Origin of the sequence: Cupriavidus yeoncheonensis, from assembly GCF_905397275.1 — a bacterium.
GTDB classification, from domain to species: Bacteria; Pseudomonadota; Gammaproteobacteria; order Burkholderiales; family Burkholderiaceae; genus Cupriavidus; species Cupriavidus yeoncheonensis.
Genome location: NZ_CAJPUY010000007.1, coordinates 76,089 through 92,483 on the forward strand (window position 1 = coordinate 76,089; position 16,395 = coordinate 92,483).

A 16,395-nucleotide genomic window follows, 5' to 3' on the forward strand; every position below is an offset into this window, starting at 1 on the left:
CGGCGAGAACGCGTGGTGCAGAGCTTATGTGCCGAAGCGGTTTTCGAGCTCCTCCAGGCGAGATCGAAACCGGGGATGCAGCCGCGAGCCCCGCCTAGAGAACCAGTGGCCGGTCGTCCAGCTCATTCGGGTTGCGGCCACCATCGGATGGGAAATGCGCCGCCAGCAAGTCGTGAATGCTCGCCACTGCTGCCAGCACGGGGCGCACCGACAGGTCCCTGGCCAGCCCCTGCACCAAATCATCGCAAACAGCGCGCCAGGTCTTCGCACCCACACTTGCATCGATGCCCCGGTCGGCCAGCAACTCCACCGCATGGTCGGCCAGGTTGATATAGAGCAGCACGCCGGTGTGCTCTTCGGTATTCCACACCTCCAGCGCCCCGAACAGGGCCCGTGCCCGAGCCCGCGCCGTGGTGCCGCCCCAGGCATGGCCCAGCGGCAGGCTGGACTCGATGACCACGCGGATCTCTCCGCGGTGGCGCGCTTCGCCGGCGTGGACGGCGTCGTGCAATTGCTGTTGCGCCTGTGCCGGGAAGTGGCGGCGGGCGGTACTGGAGGTGGTGCCGAGGTGGCGCAGCGCGCGTCGCAGCGATGGCATGGTCCGCTCTCCTTACCAGTTGCCGGAGGCGCCGCCGCCGTCGAAGCCGCCGCCTCCGCCGCCGCTGAAGCCGCCCCCGCCGCCCCCGCCGCCGAAATCACCACCGCCGCCGAAGCCGCCGCGACGCCCCCAGTCGCTGCCCATGCCGTAGCCGCCCAGTCCGCCCAGCCCGCCCGCGATCACGTCGCGGCCGCGCGGCGTGGTGACGATCTGCGGACCGCGCCGCCGCGTGGCGGCCGTCAGGAAGAAGAACACGATGATGGCCAGCGGGAACAGCACCGGCAGCCAGTCCGACCAGAACGAAGCTTCCTGCTTGCGCGGCTGCGGGCCGGCCAGGCCTTCCTTGTCGATGGTGGCCTGGATCGCGGAGATGCCCGCCGCCAGCCCGCCGTAGAAGTCGTTCTGGCGGAAGTGGGGCGCCATCACGTCCTGCAGGATGCGCTTGGACATGGCATCCGTGAGCGAGCCCTGCACGCCGCGGCCGACTTCGAGCCGCATCTTGCGCAGGCCGGGCGGGTTGTCCTTGGCAATCAGGACGATCACGCCGTCGTCGATGCCCTTGCGCCCGGCGCGCCAGGCGTCGGCCACGCGGATGCTGTAGGCATCGAGGGTCTCGGGCTCGGTCGTCGGCAGCATCAGCACGAAGATCTGGCTGCCGCGCTGCTGCTCGTATTCGGCCAGCACGTTTTCCAGCGCGGTGCGCTGGTTGGCGGAAAGGGTGTTGGTCAGGTCGGTGACGCGCTGGGTCAGTGGCGGCACCGGTACGAAACCGTCATTGGCCGCCAGGGCCGGCATCGCCCACGCGCTGGCCAGCCAGAGCATGGCGGCCAGCCAGCGGCGCCAGGAACGGAAGGCGGGCAAGTCCATCAGGGTGCCCATGATGCGTGCCTTGCTGTCAGAACTTCACGGCCGGGGGTGTGGAGATGGCCTTCTCGTTTTCCACCGCGAACGAAGGCTTGACCTCGTATTTGAACACCATGGCCGTGAGGTTGGTGGGGAAGCTGCGTGCCAGCACGTTGTAGTCGCGCACGGCGGAAATGTAGCGCTGGCGCGCTACGGTGATGCGGTTCTCCGTGCCTTCGAGCTGCGATTGCAGGTCGCGGAACGAGGCATCGGCCTTGAGTTGCGGGTAGTTCTCGGACACCGCCAGCAGGCGCGACAGCGCGCCCGACAGCTCGCCCTGCGCCTGCTGGAAGCGCTTGAACGCTTCAGGATTGTTCAGGGTCTCGGGCGATACCTGGATGCTGGTGGCGGCGGCACGTGCCTTGGTCACGGCCTCGAGCGTTTCGCGCTCGTGCGTGGCGTAGCCCTTGACCGTGTTGACCAGGTTGGGGATCAGGTCGGCGCGCCGCTGGTACTGGTTGACGACCTCGCCCCAGGCCGCCTTGACCGCCTCGTCCTTGGTCTGGAAGTCGTTATAGCCGCAGGCCGACAGCAGGCTGGCCAGGCAGGCCAGCAACAGCCAGCGGAACCAGGGCAACCAGCCGGTAGCCCGGTTCGCGGTCGAGGACAGGGGCAATGAGGCGCGCATCGTGGGCTCCCGGGTTGAGACGAATCTCAAGTGTAGCGCACGGCGCGTTACCACCGGCGGCTACCCCGGGAACGGCTCCGGTCAGGCCGCGAAGGCCTTGCGTGCGGCGTCCAGCGTGGCCTGCAGGATGGCGTCATCGTGGCAGCCGGAGACAAAGCCCGCCTCGAACGCCGAGGGCGCCAGGTACACACCGTTGTCGAGCATGGCGTGGAAGAAGCGGTTGAAGCGCGCGGTATCGCTTTTCGTGACTTCGGCAAAGCTGCCCGGCACGCCTTCGCGGAAGTAGAGGCCGAACATGCCGCCGATCGCATCGGCGGCAAACGGCACGCCGGCGGCGCGGGCGGCTTCCGCGAGGCCGTCGGCCAGCTTGCGGGTTTGCGTGGCGAGCCTGTCGTAGAAGCCGGGGGCCTGGATCAGGCGCAGCGTGGTCAGGCCGGCGGCCACCGCGAGCGGGTTGCCGGACAGCGTGCCGGCCTGGTACACGCCGCCCAGCGGCGCCAGCTTTGCCATGATGTCGCGCCGGCCGCCAAAGGCCGCCGCGGGCATGCCGCCGCCGATGACCTTGCCCAGGCAGGTCAGGTCCGGGGTCATACCGTAGTGCGCCTGGGCGCCGCCCAGCGCCACGCGGAAGCCGGTCATGACTTCGTCGAAGATCAGCACCGCGCCGTCGCGCGTGCACAGTTCGCGCATGGCCTTCAGGAAGGCGTCGCTCGCGCGCACCAGGTTCATGTTGCCGGCGACCGGCTCGACGATGACGGCGGCGATCTCGCCCGCGTGCTTCGCGAACGCCTGTTCCAGCTGCTCGACGTTGTTGTACTCGAGCACCATGGTGTGGCGCGTCACGTCGGCGGGCACGCCTGCCGAGGACGGCGCGTTCTGCGTGGTGTCGGCAAAGGTCAGCAGGCCCGAGCCGGCCTTGACCAGCAGGCTGTCGGCGTGGCCGTGGTAGCAGCCTTCGAACTTGATGATCAGGTCGCGGCCGGTGAAGCCGCGCGCGAGGCGTAGCGCGCTCATGGTCGCCTCGGTGCCCGACGAAACCAGCCGCACCTGTTCGATCGACGGTACCAGCTTGCAGATTTCCTCCGCCATCTCGATCTCGGCTTCGGTCGGCGCGCCGAACGAGAAGCTGTGCGCGGCGGTTTCCTGCACGGCGCGCACCACGTCCGGGTGGGCGTGGCCGACGATCATCGGGCCCCAGGAGCCGATGTAGTCGATATAGCGCTGGCCCTCGGCATCCCACATATAGGCCCCTTCGGCACGCGTGATGAAGCGCGGCGTGCCGCCCACCGAGCGGAAGGCCCGCACGGGCGAATTGACGCCACCGGGAATGGTTTGCTGGGCACGGTCGAAGAGCTGCTGGTTACGGGACATGATCTGCCTGGGTCTAAAACTCGGGAAACGCGTTCAAGCGGACGCGAACTGGCGTCAAAAGGGTGGGCAAAGCGGTGCAATACGCGGGAATGGCGCGGCTTTTGTCCTGTATTTGTACGCTAACGTGCGCGAACACGGCGGAATTGGCACGATTCTGGCCGACGCGGCTGGCGCCGTCGGCGCCGATTCGGTACCATCTGCGCTGAATTTTAATGGAGAGCGACCAGAGCCTGTTATGGAATACAAGACTTGGATGTGCCTGATCTGCGGCTGGATCTACGATGAGGCTGCCGGCGCGCCGGAAGACGGCATTGCCCCGGGCACCAAATGGGAAGACGTGCCCATCAACTGGACCTGCCCTGAGTGCGGGGCCCGCAAGGAAGATTTCGAGATGGTGGCGATCTGACGCCACGGCTCGCTGGCGTCGGCTGCGCGGCATCACCGCGTCGCGCCGACGCGACAATTCCCCGGACCGTGCCGGACGCTCCGGATTGACGGCCCTCCGGCGTCTTGTCACACTCTGTCGCAAAATGATCCTTCGTCCATCCCGCCATCCGGGGGTGGCAAAGGGCGGAAAGGCAGGTACGGGTTCCACGTGCCGCCACAGGCCGGTCATCTGACCGGCCTTTTGCAGGGAAGATTAGTTCGGGGTTCCGTCGGGGCGGCTGGCCAGGCCAGGCTGTCTCGCGCGGGTGTTCTCAAGAGATTGCCGGTGCTCCGCATGGAGACGCCGGTCGCGGGAACAACATGCGGGTCGCACAACCACTAGAAAACCATCGGGTCAATGCCGGCGCCAGCGCGCAGCCGGAACAGGAGCCGGCGTCCGCGCCGGCATCGTCGCGCAGAGTGCTGGTGATCGATGATTCCAGCACCATCCGCCGTACGGCGGAGATCTTCCTTTCGCAGGCGGGCTTTCAGGTCGTGCTTGCCGAGGACGGTTTCGAAGCGCTTGCCAAGGTCGGCGACATGCGTCCCGATCTCATCTTCTGCGACATCCTGATGCCGCGTCTCGACGGCTATCAGACCTGCTCGCTGATCAAGAAAAGTCCGCGTTTCCACGCCATTCCCGTGGTCATGCTGTCCTCGCGCGATGGCGTGTTCGACCGTTCGCGCGGGCGCCTGGTCGGCGCGCAGGATCACCTTGCCAAGCCCTTTACGCGCGATACGCTGCTGCAGGCCGTCCAGGCGTGCATGCCTGGCCAGGCGGCCGGCAACGCGCTGCCGGCATGACCCGGATTCAAGGAACTGACTCATGACAACCATCAACAAGATCCTCATCGTCGATGACTCGCCCACCGAAGCCCTGTTCATGTCCGACCTGCTCGGCAAGCAGGGCTTCAAGGTCTCGGTCGCGGGCAACAGCGACCAGGCTTTCGCGCGCCTCGAGGCCGAGGCCTTCGACCTGATCCTCATGGACGTGGTGATGCCCGGCCAGAACGGCTACCAGGCCACGCGCGCCATCAAGCGCGACGACCGGTTCAAGGACATCCCCGTGATCATGTGCACCAGCAAGGGACTGGACACCGATCGCATCTGGGGCATGCGCCAGGGGGCTTCCGACTACATCGTCAAACCGGTCGACGGCCGGGAATTGCTCACCAAGATCGCGGCGCTGTCCCACTGACGGCACCCGCTTCGCCAGTTCGCCAGCACGCCGGGGACGCCACATGAACGCGCCACGCCAAGACCTCCGCACCCGCCAGACCCGCCTGCAGGACTACCAGGCCATGCTGGCCAGGCGCCTGCGCGAAGCCCGCAACGTGCCCGCGGCCGACAGCTACCTGGCGCTTCAGGTGGGCCAGCGCGGCTGGCTGCTGCCGCTCGCGCAGACCGGCGAGGTGCTCGACATGCGCCAGCCGAGCCGCGTGCCGCTGACGCAGCCGTGGTATGCCGGCCTGGTCAACGCGCGCGGCAGCCTGCTTGGCGTGGTGGACTTCGGCCTGTTCTGCGGCGAGGGACCGACCCCGCTGCAGCCCGGCAGCAAGATCGTGGTGCTGTCGCGCCAGGTCGAGCGGGCCTGCGGCATCCTGGCCACGCGCGTGGTCGGCCTGCGCCACGCGGCGGACCTGCGTGCGCCGGCGCAGGATGCGGCGGCCGCCGCCGCATGGGAAGGCAGGCGCGTCGATGATGGCGACGGCCGCGCCTGGCAGGTGCTGGACGTGCGCGCGCTGCTCGATGCGCCGGCCTTCCTCCAGGCAGGGCGGGTGGCGGCATAGCCCGTGCTGGTGTTCCGGCGCCGTTGGTCGCGGTGTCGGGGGGCAACAGAATAAATAACGCGGCGGCGCGGGTCGAGGCCGCCCCAGACAACGATTCAACGGACAGAGGGTGCTATGGGGTTCAAGAAAATCAGCCTGGGAAGCCGGAAGCCGGCCGCCGACGCGGCTGCGGGCCTGGTGGAGGACCGCGCCGGCGCGGCAGCGGCGGGCATGCGTGCCGCCGGGCTGGGCCGCTCCCCTGTCGATGCCGTATCGTCATGGCTGGAACGCATGCCGTTCTCTTCGCAGCAGCGTGGGCTCACCATCGGCGTGGTGGTGTCGCTGGTGGCGCTGCTTGGCTCGGTGTACATGGACAACCGCATCGCCAACAACGCCGCGGCGCAGATCGAGGTCTCCGGCGACATGCTGATGCACTCGCAGCGCCTGGGCAAGGCCGCGCCGGTGGCGCTGCTGGGCAACGTGCAGGCATTCACGCAGCTGCGCCAGTCCAAGGAAGCCCTGGCGGAAGACTTGCAGGCGCTGCTGGCAGGCAGCGTCGAGAAGCAGGTGCGCGCCACCACGGGCGCGGCGCAGCCGCTGCTGGAAACCGCGATCGGCTCGTGGAAGCGCAGCGAGAAGAGCGCCGCCGACGTGCTCGCGCAGCAGCCGGTGCTGACCACGATCGGCCAGACGCTGCAGGTCTTCAACGCCTCGAACCCCGAACTGCTGGAGGCCGCGGAACAGGTTGCCGCGCTCAAGCTGCAATCCGGCTCCAACGCGCGCGAGGTGGCCGCCTCGGCCCAGCTCGTGATGCTGACGCAGCGCCTGGGCAAGAACCTGAACGAGTTCCTGTCGGGCGAAGGCGTGAACCCCGAGACCGCGTTCCTGCTCGGCAAGGACACCAATACCTTCCGCGAGACGCTCGACGGCCTGCTCAACGGCAGCGAGGCGCTGCGGCTTAACGCCGCCACCGATGCCGAGACACGCGGCTACCTGCAGCAGCTCTCGGAGCGCTTCGACGCGGTGCAGAAGACCACCCAGACGATCCTGCAGAACCTGCCCGGCCTGATTGCCGCCAAGCGCGCGCAGCAGCAGATCTTCAACGACAACGAAGCCCTGCGCGGCGAACTGTCCGCATTGCAGAAGGCCTACGCCGAGGCAGCGCGCTTCCGTCCCGTGACGCTCGGCGCGACGGTGGTCTCGGCGCTGATGACGCTGCTGTGCCTGGCCGGCCTGGCCGCGCTGTACCTGCGCGATTCGCGCCTGCGCACGCTGGAAGCCGAGGCGCGCGAGCGTGAAGCCGAAACGCGCCGCCTGGAGGAAAAGCGCAACAACGACACCACGCAGAAGGCAATTCTGCAGCTGATGAACGAACTGCAGGACATCGCCGACGGCGACCTGACGCGCCAGGCCACCGTGACCGAGGACATCACCGGCGCCATTGCCGACTCGGTGAACTACACGGTGGAAGAACTGCGCGAACTGGTGGGCCGCGTGCAGCAGACGGCCGGGGAAGTGACGCTGGCCTCGGGCCAGGTGCAGGCAACCTCCAACCAGCTCGCGACGACGACGGAAGAGCAGTCGCGCCAGATCCGCCAGACCGGCGAATCGGTGGTGGACATGGCCGACCGCATCACGCAGGTGTCGCGCGGCGCGGCCGAGTCGGCCAATGTGGCGCGCGCCTCGCTGACCGCCGCGGAGCAGGGGCAGCAGGCCGTGCAGAACGCCATCGCGGGCATGAACGACATCCGCGAGCAGATCCAGGACACGTCCAAGCGCATCAAGCGGCTGGGCGAGTCGTCGCAGGAGATCGGTGAAATCGTCGAGCTGATCTCGGACATTACCGAGCAGACCAACGTGCTGGCACTCAACGCCGCCATCCAGGCGGCGTCCGCCGGTGAAGCCGGACGCGGTTTCTCGGTGGTGGCCGAAGAAGTGCAGCGCCTGGCAGAACGCTCGGGCGAGGCAACCAAGCAGATCGGCGCGCTGATCCGCACCATCCAGACTGATACCCAGGATGCCGTGCACGCCATGGAGCGCAGCACGCAGGGCGTGGTGGAAGGTGCGCGACTGTCGGACAATGCCGGCGCCGCGCTGCAGGAAATCGGCCGCGTGTCGCGCCAGCTGGCCGAGCTGATCGAGCAGATTTCCCGCTCCACCTCGCACGAGGCGGATCTGGCCGGCGGTGTCGCCCGTCACATCGAACGCATTCTGCAGGCGACCGAGCACACCACCGCCGGTACGCGCCAGACCGCGAATTCGGTGCGCGAGCTGACGCAGCTGACCGAAGAGCTGCGCAATTCCGTATCGCGGTTCAAGATTGCCTGACCTTGATGACGCCCGCTGTCGCGTCTGGACTGCCCCGCCTCGCGCGCAAAGGCCGCAATGGAAGCCGTGATGTCCTTGAATTCTCCCTTTTCGCGTGATCCCGCCGAGCCGCTGCGACAGGTGTCGTCAGCGGACCTGACCGACGCGCCGCTGGCGGATGCGCCGGAGCCGGCCGTACCGGCCTCGCGCGACTTGTCCGTGCTGGCCTGGGTGGCACCGAGCCTGCGCGCCGCGCTGGACGACGCCGCGACCGAGCTGTCCCACTACGTCGATGAAGTCCAGCAGGCGCCCGAGGCGCTGGGCGCGCGCGATACCACGTCGCTGCGCCTGGCCGGGCAACAACTGCACCAGGCCGCCGGCGCCGTGCATATCGTGGGCCTGCGCGGGGTCGATCCGTACTGCCAGGCCCTGCGGCGCCTGATCGAGGGCCTGGATGGCGGCGGCGTGGCCGCCAATGCCGGCACGCTCGCGTTGTTCCGTACCGGCGTGCAGGCGCTTGCCGAATACGTCGACGACCTGATGGCGGGCGACGAGCAGGATCCGCTGCGGCTGTTCCGCCCGTATGCCGAGATCCTGTCGCTGCTCGGCGACGAGCGCGTGCATCCGGCCGACCTGTGGCTCGACGAGCTGCAGATGCTGCCCGGCATCCTGCTGCCCACGCGCAACGCGACGGCCGTCACGCGCGCGCGCCAGCGCTATGAAGCGGCGCTGCTCAAGGCGCTGCGACTGCCGCTGCAATGCACCGAGTCCGAGCGGCTGCGCGAGGCGTACCTGCCGTTGCAGGATGCGCTGGACGAAGTCCGTGCCAGCGAGCAGGAGGCGCGCCGCGCCACCGACCACCCGGACCGTGGCGTCTGGCATGTGCTGTCGCTGGCGTTCCGCGCACTGGCCCACGGCTTGCTGCCGTCCGACCTGCTGGCGAAGCGCTTTGCCGGGCGCGTCCACCTGCTGCTGCGGCAATACCAGCAGGGGCAGGCGCGCGTGCCGCAGGCCTTGCTCAACGATGCCATCTTCCTGCTGGTCTGCACGTTGCCGGAGCACGAGGAACCCCCTCTGCACGGCGCCGACGAGACCGCTCTGGCGACCTTGCGCGCCGACATCGCGCGCACCGTGGAGGCGTTCCGCCTCGACCGCGCGCACGCCACGCGCGGCGCCGACCACCGTCTGCGCTATTACGGCTGGCTGGACCCGATCGATACCCGCAACCTGCAGCAGGCCGCCGCAGGGCTGGAGCGTGCCGCCGAAGGCGATCCCGCGGGCTGGGAGATCGCGCTGGCGGCGCTGGCCGAGGCCGCGCAGCCGCTCGCGCAACCGGCCCTGCAGCTCTGCCTGTCCCAGGCTGCGCTCAGGCCCGGCGCGACGCCCGACCGCAACGAGGCGCTCGGCGCCACCGGCATCGCCGTGTTCCTGTCGCGTGCGCTGGCTTTGCCCTGGCGCGTGCACGGCATGAGCCCGAACCCGCCGGCAGCGGTCTTCGCCGCGCGCTGCGAGGAGCTGGCGCAATGCCTGGCCGACCCGGCCGCCGCGGCGCCGGCGTGGCTGGCGCGCATGGCCGACGAGGCCCGGGCCCAGGCGGCGCGCGTGCGGGCTGTCGCGCAGTTGCGCGCCCAGCTCGACGGCGGCGAATCGTGGCTCGATACCTATGACCGCAACGCGGCCCGGCCCGACGCCGGCGCCAGCCTGGCGGAGGCCGTGCAGGCCTTCGAGGCCTTGTGCGCCACGCTGGACGCGCTGCAGCACACCGATGTACTGCCGCAAGCGCTGAACGACGACGCGCAACAGGCCGGTGCAGCCGTGCAGGAGGCGGTACGGCAAGCCGGGATGCTCGGCGCCGGCGCCGGCGAGGCCTTGCGCGGCGAGCACCTGGCCGCCATTGCCGAGACGCTGGGCACCGTGCATGCGTTCATCGATGCGCTGGAGCTGGGCCGCAGCCGTCACGAACCTCGGGACGAGGATCTCGACGCGGGGCTGGCGCAGCGCCACGCGGGTGCGGTCGGCAACGATCCGCTGTCGGTGGCACGTGCCGCCGCCGGCGAAGCCATCCGCACCGGCGCCACCGCCGACACGCCGCCGGTGCAGCGGCTGCGCACGGCGCTCCAGGCGCTGGCAGACCAGGCTGCCATCGACGACAATGCCGCGCTGCGCCGCCAGGCCACCGAGGCGAGCACGCAGCTCAATGCATGGCTTGCCGGCAGCGACACATCCGGTGAACGGCTGGTGGCGGCACTGGCCGAGCCGATGCCGGTCGCCTCGCAGGCCGCCGGACCGTCGTCGGCGACCGACGACGGCGCGGCCCTGGACGCCGAGCTGTTCGGCATCTTCCTGCACGAGGCCGACGAAGTCCTCGGCGGTATCACTGGCGACCTTGGTTCGGGCCTGGCCGCGCTCGGCGATGCCGATACATTGAGCCGCATCCGGCGCGCTTTCCATACGCTCAAGGGCTCGAGCCGCATGGTTGGCCTGCACCGCTACGGCGAAGCCGCCTGGGCCGTGGAACAGGTGATGAACCTGTGGATCGCCGAGGCACGCGCGCCCGTGCCGCCCCTGCTCAACCTGTTGCGCCGCGCGCAAGCGGAGTTGTCCGCGTGGGTCGCGCTGCTGCATCGCGATGCCGGCGCGGCGCATGACATCGCGCCGCTCGTCGCCGCGGCCGAAATGGTGCGCGATCCGCAACCGGAAGCTGCCGCAGCTTCCGAAGTGGTGGCGCCGGAGCAGGCCGTCATCGATGACGCGCCGGTACCGGACATCCTGGCCGCGGATGCACCCGAAGCTGCCCCTGAGGCCGGGACCGATGCGCCTGTGGATACCGCCGCGCCGGACGACGACAACGTCATTCCGTTCCGCCTGTCGGGCGCGCTCTCCGACGAGGACGACAACTTCAAGGTGATCGGCCCGATCCGCATCGGCCTGCCGCTCTACAACGTCTACCTGCAGGAGGCCGACGACCTCCTGCGCCAGTTTGCCACCGACATTTCCGAGTGGCGCCATGAGAACCACCCGTGCCCGAGCGAACTGGCGCTGCGCGTCGCGCACACGCTGCAGGGCAGCGCCTCGACGGTCGGGCTGGAGCCCGTGCGGGAGATTGCCGAGGCGCTCGAGCACTTGCTGCTGCAACTCGGCGCGCACCCCGTCGCCATTCATCCCGGCGACTTCCGCCTGCTGGAGCAGGCCGTCGAACGGCTGCGCGGCATGCTCCACCAGTTCGCCGCCGGTATCTGGCCCGAAGCGGATGCCAGCCTGCACCGCAGCCTGACCGAGTTCGGCGAGCGCGCACTGCTTCGCCCGCGTGTCCAGGTGCCGGCACCCCAGGCGGCCGCCGAGCCGGATGGTTCGGTGGCCAGCCTGTTCGGCCAGTTGCCGCCGCCCGTGCCGGAGCCGGACGTGGAAGCGCAACAGCCCGCAGCACCGGAGTCCGCACAGCCGGCATCCCCGGTATCCCCGGTATCGCAGGCACCAGCGGCCGTGATGCACGACGCGGTGGTGATCCCGTTGCCGACGCCAGTCCGTCCACTGCCGCCTGTGGTCGTGCAGGCCGATGCCGTCGAACTGGATGCGACCCTCGTCGAGATCTTCCTGGAAGAGGCGCACGGCAGCCTGCCTGAACTCGGCCGGCTGGTGCGCATGTGGGAAGCGGCGCCCGAAGACGCGCGGCAAGGTGGCCTGGTGCTGCGCGCGCTGCATACGCTCAAGGGCAGCGCACGCATGGCCGGCGCCATGGCGCTGGGCCAGGCCGCGCACGAGATGGAAACGCTGCTCGACGCCAGCCTGCGCGCGCAGCGCGTCGGTCCGCAGCTGTTCAGTCGGCTGTATGCGTGGTACGACCGGATCCTGATGCATGTAGAGGCGCTGCAAACCGGGCGTTTGCTCGTGCCGGACGATCCTGACGTCATCAACGGGCTGGGCGCGTCGGAACCGCCCGCTACGCCGGTCATGGCCAGCGTGGATGTCCCGAAGGCGCAGAGCGCCGGCCCGGCGCTGCCGGTGCCCCTCAACGCGGCCGCGGCAGCCACCGCAGCCGCCGCTGGCGACCTGGCCAAGGTGCCGAAGGTGCCGAAGGTGCCGGACGAGGCCGAGCGCCAGCGCGCCCTGGTGCGCGTGCAGGCCCGGGCGCTCGATACGCTGATCAACGAGTCCGGCGAAGTCGGCGCCACGCGTGCGCGGCTGGAAAGCGAACTCGATTCCATGCGCGCCTACCTGGGCGAACTGAACGACAATGTGGCGCGTCTGCGTGGCCAGTTGCGCGAGATCGAGATCCAGGCCGAATCGCAGATGGCTTCGCGCATCGCCGACGCCCAGCACAAGCAGGACTTCGATCCGCTGGAATTCGACCGCTTCACGCGCTTCCAGGAACTGACGCGGATGATGGCCGAATCGGTCAACGACGTGGCCACGGTGGAGCAGAACCTGCACCGCGGCTTCGATCGCACCGCCGGCGACCTGGCCGCGCAGGCGCGGCTCACGCGCGGCCTGCAGCGCGGGCTGATGCAGGCCCGCATGGTGCAGTTCGACGCGCTGGCCGAGCGTCTCTACCGCGTCGCGCGCCAGGCCGCCGCGGAGACCGGCAAGGAAGTGAGGCTGCTGATCCAGGGCGGTACGGTAGAGGTCGACCGGTCCGTGCTGGACCGCATGGCCGGCCCGATCGAGCACCTGATCCGCAATGCCGTGGCGCATGGCATCGAGACGGCGGAAGTTCGCCGCGCCGCGGGCAAGTCGGCGGCCGGTTCGCTGACGCTGGAAGTGCAGCAGGAAGGCAACGAGGTCGTGCTGCATTTCGTCGATGATGGCGCGGGCCTGGACCTGGCGCGCATTCGTGCGCGCGCCGTCGAGCGCGAGCTGCTGGCGCATGACGATGACGCCAGCGAAGCGCGGCTGACCGAGATGATCTTTACGCCCGGGTTCTCGACGGCCGATTCGGTCTCGGAACTTGCCGGCCGCGGCGTGGGCATGGACGTCGTGCGCGCGGAAACCGTGGCGCTGGGCGGGCGCATCACGCTGTCGACATCGGCCGGCCGCGGCACCACGTTCACGGTGCACCTGCCGCTGACCACGGCGATCACGCAGGTGCTGGTGGTGGTGCTGGGCGGGCGCATGTATGCGCTGCCGAGCGGCATGATCGACCAGGTCCAGCAGTTGCGGACGCAGGCCCTGCTCGATGCCTACAACCAGGGCCAGATCACCGTTGCCGGCAGCGCCGTGCCGTTCCATTACTTTGGCGCCTTGCTCGAGGAAAGCGCGGCGACGCCTTCCGGCCGCAAGTATTCGCCGGTGGTGATCGTGCGCAGCGGCACCGAGCGCGTGGCGGTGCATGTGGACGAAGTAGTGGGCAACCGCGAAGTGGTGGTCAAGCACATCGGTCCGCACCTGGCGCGCCTGGAAGGCATTGCCGGCGCCACCACCATGGGTGACGGCGAAATCGTGCTGATCTACAACCCGGTGGTGCTGGCCCAGCGCTTCGCGCGCGTACGCGGCGAAGCGGCGCCCGCGGCCGTGCAGCCGTCCGCAGCGCAAGCGCTGGGCGCTGTAGCCGAGCTGGGCGGCGATGGCGCCGCGACGCCGGTTCCGGGCCTGGTGATGCAGCCCACCGTGATGGTGGTGGACGATTCGCTGACCGTACGCAAGGCCGCGCACCGCCTGCTGTCGCGCGCCGGCTACGAGGTACTGCTCGCCCGCGACGGCGTCGATGCGCTCAAGCAGCTCCAGGACGTGATGCCGGACGCCATGCTGGTGGACATCGAGATGCCGCACATGGACGGCTTCGACCTGACCCGCAACGTGCGTTCCGACAGCCGCACGACTCACATGCCGCTGGTGATGATCACGTCGCGCACGGCAGAGAAGCACCGCCGCTACGCGCAGGAAATCGGCGTGGACGTGTACCTCGGCAAGCCCTACAACGAGGACGAGCTGCTCGGTACGCTGCAGCGGCTGATCGGCGCACGTGCCGCCGGTGCGGCAGGTTCGGTCGCGCAGATGCTCGGGGATCAGCCGGAACCCTGACGCGGTTTGCGCGGGCGCCGGAAAGCAGAGCGGGCCGCCATGGGGCGGCCCGCTTTCTTTGTGAACTTCGTTGAGCGAGCCGGCGCGGTGATGCGCGCGGCTACGCGGTCAGTTACCAGCGCATCTGCGCATTGTGCGTACCCGTGCTGACCACCTGCGTCTTGGTCCGGCCTTCATACGTGGCCCGCACGTTGTAGCTGCCTGCCGGCGCGCGCAGCAGGCACTTCGGGCCGTCCGCCACGAAGTTCGCGACTTCACGCCCGTTGCGCGTCAGCGTCACGTTGACGTCGGACAGGTATTCGCCGCGCGGGCCCTGGGTGAAGAGCAGCCCCATGTTGTAGTTGCCGGACTGCGCGGACAGCGCGTGCTGTTCATCCGCGGCAACACCGCCGCAGATGTAGGTCACCGACCCGGCCTTGCGCTGCACCATCGCGTCGCGCGGCGGCGGTGGCGCAGGCACGGCCACTGGCGGCGAGGGTGCCGCCAGCGGGGGCGACGGTGCTGCCGGAGCCGTGTCGATCGGCGCGGGCGTGGGCGCAGGCGCCGCTGCCGGTGGTGCCGCCGTCGTGGGCGGAAGCGGGGATCCAGGCGCCGGCTGGGCGGGCGTCATGGGCGCCGCCGCAGCATCCGCCGGGGCCGGGGAAGTCTGGGCTTGTCCCGCAGCAGGCACGGACGCAAGCATTGCCAATGCGCATGCGCTCACGAGAAGGGCCAGCCGCCGTGCCCTTGCACGCCGTTCGCGTGTGTCTTGCAGCTGGAGGGGGCGGGACGTTTGTAAAGATAGTTGCCGCATCTTGGCCTCCTTGGCGAAGAGGGAAGGACAGTGCCGCCAGCGCCCCTTGCGGGGCAGGCGGGTGTCGATTCCATGCTAAGGAGCGATGCCGGGGCGCACTGCCGGTCAGGCTCCTACATGCCTGTCGGAGGAGGGCGTTTTGCGGGAGCGGGGCGGCGAATGAGCCACCGGGGATGTGCACGCCGCGACAATCCGCGGCGTGCGAAGGGCGGAAGGACTACGATTTGCTGCCGACCATTCTTGCCGGGACCGACAACGTCAGTGCGGCACCCGCCACCAGGCAGGCGGCGAGCAGGTACATGCCGGAATCGGTGCTGTGGGTCAGGTCCTTGAGCCAGCCGACCGCATACGGGCTCAGGAAGCCGGCGAGGTTGCCGAGCGAGTTGATCAGCGCGATGCCGGCGGCCGCGCCGGTGCCGGCCAGGAACGCCGTGGGCAGGCTCCAGAACAGCGGCAACGTGGTCAGGATGCCGATGGTGGCCAGCGTGAGCGCTACCATGGCCAGCGCGGTGCTGTCGTGCCATTGCACGGAGAGCACCAGGCCCAGCGCGCCAAGCACAGCCGGGATCGCGATATGCCAGCGGCGCTCGCCCGAGCGGTCCGCGCTGTACGCCATCAGCACCATGCCGACCACGGCGCAGCCATAGGGAATGGCGGTCAGCAGGCCGATGTCGAGCGCGCCCTTGACGCCGGTCTGCTTGATGATGGTCGGCAGCCAGAAGCTCACGCCATACAGGCCCATCACGAAGCAGAAGTAGATCGCGCTCATCAGCCAGACGCGCGGGCTGGACATCACGGTGCGAATCGGCGGGTCTTCCTTGTGCGCGTCCTCGCTGGCGATATTGCGCTCGAGCAGCGCCTTCTCGTCGGCCGTGAGCCATTTGGCGTGCGCGATGCGGTCGTCGAGATAGGCAAGCACCACCAGGCCGACCAGGATCGACGGGATGCCTTCGAGCAGGAACATCCACTGCCAGCCGGACCAGCCGTTGTGGCCGTCGAAAGCCTGCATCACCCAGCCCGACAGCGGGCCACCGATCACGCCCGACAGCGCAATGGCGGTCATGAAGAACGTGGTGGTGCGCCCGCGCCGGTTGGCCGGGTACCAGTAGGTCAGGTACAGGATGATGCCGGGGAAGAAGCCGGCTTCGGCAATGCCCAGCAGGAAGCGCAGCACGTAGAACATGGTCGGCGTGGTGACGAACATCATCGCCGCCGAGATTACGCCCCACGTGATCATGATCCGCGCGATCCAGATGCGTGCGCCGACCTTGTGCAGGATCACGTTGCTCGGCACTTCGAACAGGAAGTAGCCGATGAAGAAGATGCCCGCGCCAAGGCCATAGATGGTCTCGCTGAACTTCAGGTCGTTGAGCATCTGCAGCTTGGCAAAGCCCACGTTGACGCGGTCCAGGTAGGCCACCACGTAGCACAGCAGCAGGAAAGGCACCAGCCGCCAGCTCACCTTGCGGTAAGTGGCGTCTTCAAACGCGGCGTCGCCGACGCCGGGGTTCACTGCAGTCGTTGTCATGCTGTCTCCTCGGGATGATTGCGCTTCTACGACGCTTCTATGACGCTTCGGTGA

The 16,395-nt window shown here is 68.9% G+C and carries 12 protein-coding genes; 6 read left to right on the plus strand and 6 right to left on the minus strand.

What is annotated here, in order from left to right:
* Positions 1 to 94: 94 nt before the first annotated feature.
* The 4 genes from KHO22_RS11195 to hemL form a co-directional block, all read right to left on the minus strand.
* On the minus strand, positions 95 to 598 hold the full coding sequence (locus KHO22_RS11195) for a TPM domain-containing protein (RefSeq protein WP_211947214.1): 504 nt from the start codon (positions 596 to 598) through the stop codon (positions 95 to 97).
* Positions 599 to 610: 12 nt separating this feature from the next.
* Complete coding sequence (locus KHO22_RS11200; RefSeq protein WP_211947215.1) at positions 611 to 1,477, minus strand: TPM domain-containing protein; 867 nt, start codon at positions 1,475 to 1,477, stop codon at positions 611 to 613.
* Between the two features lie 16 nt (positions 1,478 to 1,493).
* Entirely contained in the window at positions 1,494 to 2,129 is a 636-nt protein-coding gene (locus KHO22_RS11205) for a LemA family protein (RefSeq protein WP_211947216.1), read from the minus strand.
* 81 nt (positions 2,130 to 2,210) lie between these two features.
* The gene (gene hemL / locus KHO22_RS11210) at positions 2,211 to 3,500 is read right to left on the minus strand and encodes a glutamate-1-semialdehyde 2,1-aminomutase (RefSeq protein ID WP_211947217.1); all 1,290 of its coding nucleotides are present in this window, start codon (positions 3,498 to 3,500) and stop codon (positions 2,211 to 2,213) included.
* Between the two features lie 235 nt (positions 3,501 to 3,735).
* On the opposite strand from hemL, the gene KHO22_RS11215 reads away from it, so the two are divergent.
* The 6 genes from KHO22_RS11215 to KHO22_RS11240 all read left to right on the plus strand — a co-directional run bounded on the left by KHO22_RS11215 (position 3,736) and on the right by KHO22_RS11240 (position 14,020).
* Positions 3,736 to 3,906 carry a rubredoxin gene (locus tag KHO22_RS11215; protein ID WP_008644874.1) on the plus strand — a complete coding sequence of 57 codons (171 nt, stop codon included), beginning with the start codon at positions 3,736 to 3,738 and terminating at the stop codon, positions 3,904 to 3,906.
* Between the two features lie 341 nt (positions 3,907 to 4,247).
* Positions 4,248 to 4,730: a response regulator gene (locus tag KHO22_RS11220; protein ID WP_230426839.1), complete on the plus strand. Its 483-nt coding sequence runs from the start codon at positions 4,248 to 4,250 to the stop codon at positions 4,728 to 4,730.
* A gap of 22 nt (positions 4,731 to 4,752) precedes the next feature.
* Positions 4,753 to 5,124 (plus strand): response regulator, encoded by a 372-nt coding sequence (locus KHO22_RS11225; RefSeq protein ID WP_211947218.1) that lies wholly within the window; start codon positions 4,753 to 4,755, stop codon positions 5,122 to 5,124.
* 43 nt (positions 5,125 to 5,167) lie between these two features.
* Complete coding sequence (locus tag KHO22_RS11230) at positions 5,168 to 5,716, plus strand: chemotaxis protein CheW (protein ID WP_211947219.1); 549 nt, start codon at positions 5,168 to 5,170, stop codon at positions 5,714 to 5,716.
* Positions 5,717 to 5,830: 114 nt separating this feature from the next.
* Positions 5,831 to 8,023: a methyl-accepting chemotaxis protein gene (locus KHO22_RS11235; protein ID WP_211947220.1), complete on the plus strand. Its 2,193-nt coding sequence runs from the start codon at positions 5,831 to 5,833 to the stop codon at positions 8,021 to 8,023.
* A gap of 69 nt (positions 8,024 to 8,092) precedes the next feature.
* A complete protein-coding gene (locus KHO22_RS11240) occupies positions 8,093 to 14,020 on the plus strand; it encodes a hybrid sensor histidine kinase/response regulator (protein ID WP_211947221.1) in 5,928 nt (1,975 codons plus the stop codon).
* A 112-nt stretch (positions 14,021 to 14,132) separates the two neighbouring features.
* On the opposite strand, the gene KHO22_RS11245 is transcribed toward KHO22_RS11240, so the two are convergent.
* Both KHO22_RS11245 and KHO22_RS11250 read right to left on the minus strand, forming a co-directional pair.
* Entirely contained in the window at positions 14,133 to 14,630 is a 498-nt protein-coding gene (locus tag KHO22_RS11245) for a hypothetical protein (protein ID WP_420839589.1), read from the minus strand.
* 400 nt (positions 14,631 to 15,030) lie between these two features.
* Complete coding sequence (locus KHO22_RS11250; protein WP_211947223.1) at positions 15,031 to 16,341, minus strand: MFS transporter; 1,311 nt, start codon at positions 16,339 to 16,341, stop codon at positions 15,031 to 15,033.
* Between the last annotated feature and the right edge of the window lie 54 nt (positions 16,342 to 16,395).

Bases quoted from the DNA above. Each gene is read 5' to 3' on its own strand.
- KHO22_RS11195 (WP_211947214.1), bottom strand. From the start codon at position 598: ATGCCATCGCTGCGACGCGCGCTGCGCCACCTCGGCACCACCTCCAGT.
- KHO22_RS11200 (WP_211947215.1), bottom strand. From the start codon at position 1,477: ATGGGCACCCTGATGGACTTGCCCGCCTTCCGTTCCTGGCGCCGCTGG.
- KHO22_RS11205 (WP_211947216.1), bottom strand. From the start codon at position 2,129: ATGCGCGCCTCATTGCCCCTGTCCTCGACCGCGAACCGGGCTACCGGC.
- hemL (WP_211947217.1), bottom strand. From the start codon at position 3,500: ATGTCCCGTAACCAGCAGCTCTTCGACCGTGCCCAGCAAACCATTCCC.
- KHO22_RS11215 (WP_008644874.1), top strand. From the start codon at position 3,736: ATGGAATACAAGACTTGGATGTGCCTGATCTGCGGCTGGATCTACGAT.
- KHO22_RS11220 (WP_230426839.1), top strand. From the start codon at position 4,248: ATGCGGGTCGCACAACCACTAGAAAACCATCGGGTCAATGCCGGCGCC.
- KHO22_RS11225 (WP_211947218.1), top strand. From the start codon at position 4,753: ATGACAACCATCAACAAGATCCTCATCGTCGATGACTCGCCCACCGAA.
- KHO22_RS11230 (WP_211947219.1), top strand. From the start codon at position 5,168: ATGAACGCGCCACGCCAAGACCTCCGCACCCGCCAGACCCGCCTGCAG.
- KHO22_RS11235 (WP_211947220.1), top strand. From the start codon at position 5,831: ATGGGGTTCAAGAAAATCAGCCTGGGAAGCCGGAAGCCGGCCGCCGAC.
- KHO22_RS11240 (WP_211947221.1), top strand. From the start codon at position 8,093: ATGTCCTTGAATTCTCCCTTTTCGCGTGATCCCGCCGAGCCGCTGCGA.
- KHO22_RS11245 (WP_420839589.1), bottom strand. From the start codon at position 14,630: ATGACGCCCGCCCAGCCGGCGCCTGGATCCCCGCTTCCGCCCACGACG.
- KHO22_RS11250 (WP_211947223.1), bottom strand. From the start codon at position 16,341: ATGACAACGACTGCAGTGAACCCCGGCGTCGGCGACGCCGCGTTTGAA.